This is a genomic window from Methanofollis sp. UBA420, assembly GCF_002498315.1.
Classification (GTDB): Archaea; Halobacteriota; Methanomicrobia; order Methanomicrobiales; family Methanofollaceae; genus Methanofollis.
Map to the genome: position 1 here is coordinate 1 of NZ_DAGX01000002.1, position 1,262 is coordinate 1,262.

Annotated in this window: 1 CRISPR repeat array. The window is 57.9% G+C overall.

Annotated features, from left to right (window positions below):
- The first annotated feature begins 53 nt into the window (after positions 1-53).
- Positions 54-1,208: direct repeats of the CRISPR family, unit length 32 nt; unit sequence GTCGCACCCTTCACGGGTGCGTGGATTGAAAC.
- The last annotated feature ends 54 nt before the right edge of the window (positions 1,209-1,262 follow it).

The window sequence follows — 1,262 nt, forward strand, 5'->3', positions numbered from 1 at the left end:
CGGGTGCGTGGATTGAAACCTGCGTCGCCAAGGGGACCGTGGCCTACAATATGGTCGCACCCTTCACGGGTGCGTGGATTGAAACCGAAGAGGCCCGACGATGAGCAACGATCCCATCGTCGCACCCTTCACGGGTGCGTGGATTGAAACCTGGACCTCGCCGTGAACCAGTCGGATAAATACTGTGTCGCACCCTTCACGGGTGCGTGGATTGAAACTATCTGTACACTCAGGACAGCACCATGCCCTTCACGTCGCACCCTTCACGGGTGCGTGGATTGAAACATAAACGCGGCAATGTGGCATTATGCCCCGGACGTCGCACCCTTCACGGGTGCGTGGATTGAAACCTCGAAACGATCAAGATCCGGGCATTTCTCGATGTCGCACCCTTCACGGGTGCGTGGATTGAAACAACTCAACATAGGAGACAAAGCCCTTCCGTTCTGGTCGCACCCTTCACGGGTGCGTGGATTGAAACAAGGCCACTGCGTTCGATACAGACGGCGAGATCGTCGCACCCTTCACGGGTGCGTGGATTGAAACCTCACCTGCGCATCGTGCCATCACCGGTGGGACGTCGCACCCTTCACGGGTGCGTGGATTGAAACCGCCCAATTTGATGATATCCACGAGTACCCAGAGAGTCGCACCCTTCACGGGTGCGTGGATTGAAACTATGAGGATAGTTATCCTGGAATTTTTGACACTCGTCGCACCCTTCACGGGTGCGTGGATTGAAACGGCATTGGACTCACGAGGGCCCCTGTCTCGATCCAGTCGCACCCTTCACGGGTGCGTGGATTGAAACGCAGGCTGAGAGGTGCTTCGTCGTCGGCTTGTCGGTCGCACCCTTCACGGGTGCGTGGATTGAAACCTGGACCACGGGTTCAAGGACAACGGGGCCCGGAGTCGCACCCTTCACGGGTGCGTGGATTGAAACCGAAAAGGGGCCATCATACCCCCATGTCCAGAGGGTCGCACCCTTCACGGGTGCGTGGATTGAAACACCGTAGTATATGATCGTGTCTGTGGCTCCCTAGGTCGCACCCTTCACGGGTGCGTGGATTGAAACCGAAACGGTTGCGGGCAGCTCTGGAGCGTTTGCGTCGCACCCTTCACGGGTGCGTGGATTGAAACTCGATGACGATCCCTTCCGCCTGGCGTGCGACCTAAGTCGCACCCTTCACGGGTGCGTGGATTGAAACCACCTGACCAAATCCCCGCAGACCACGGTATCATGGTCGCACCCTTCACGGGTG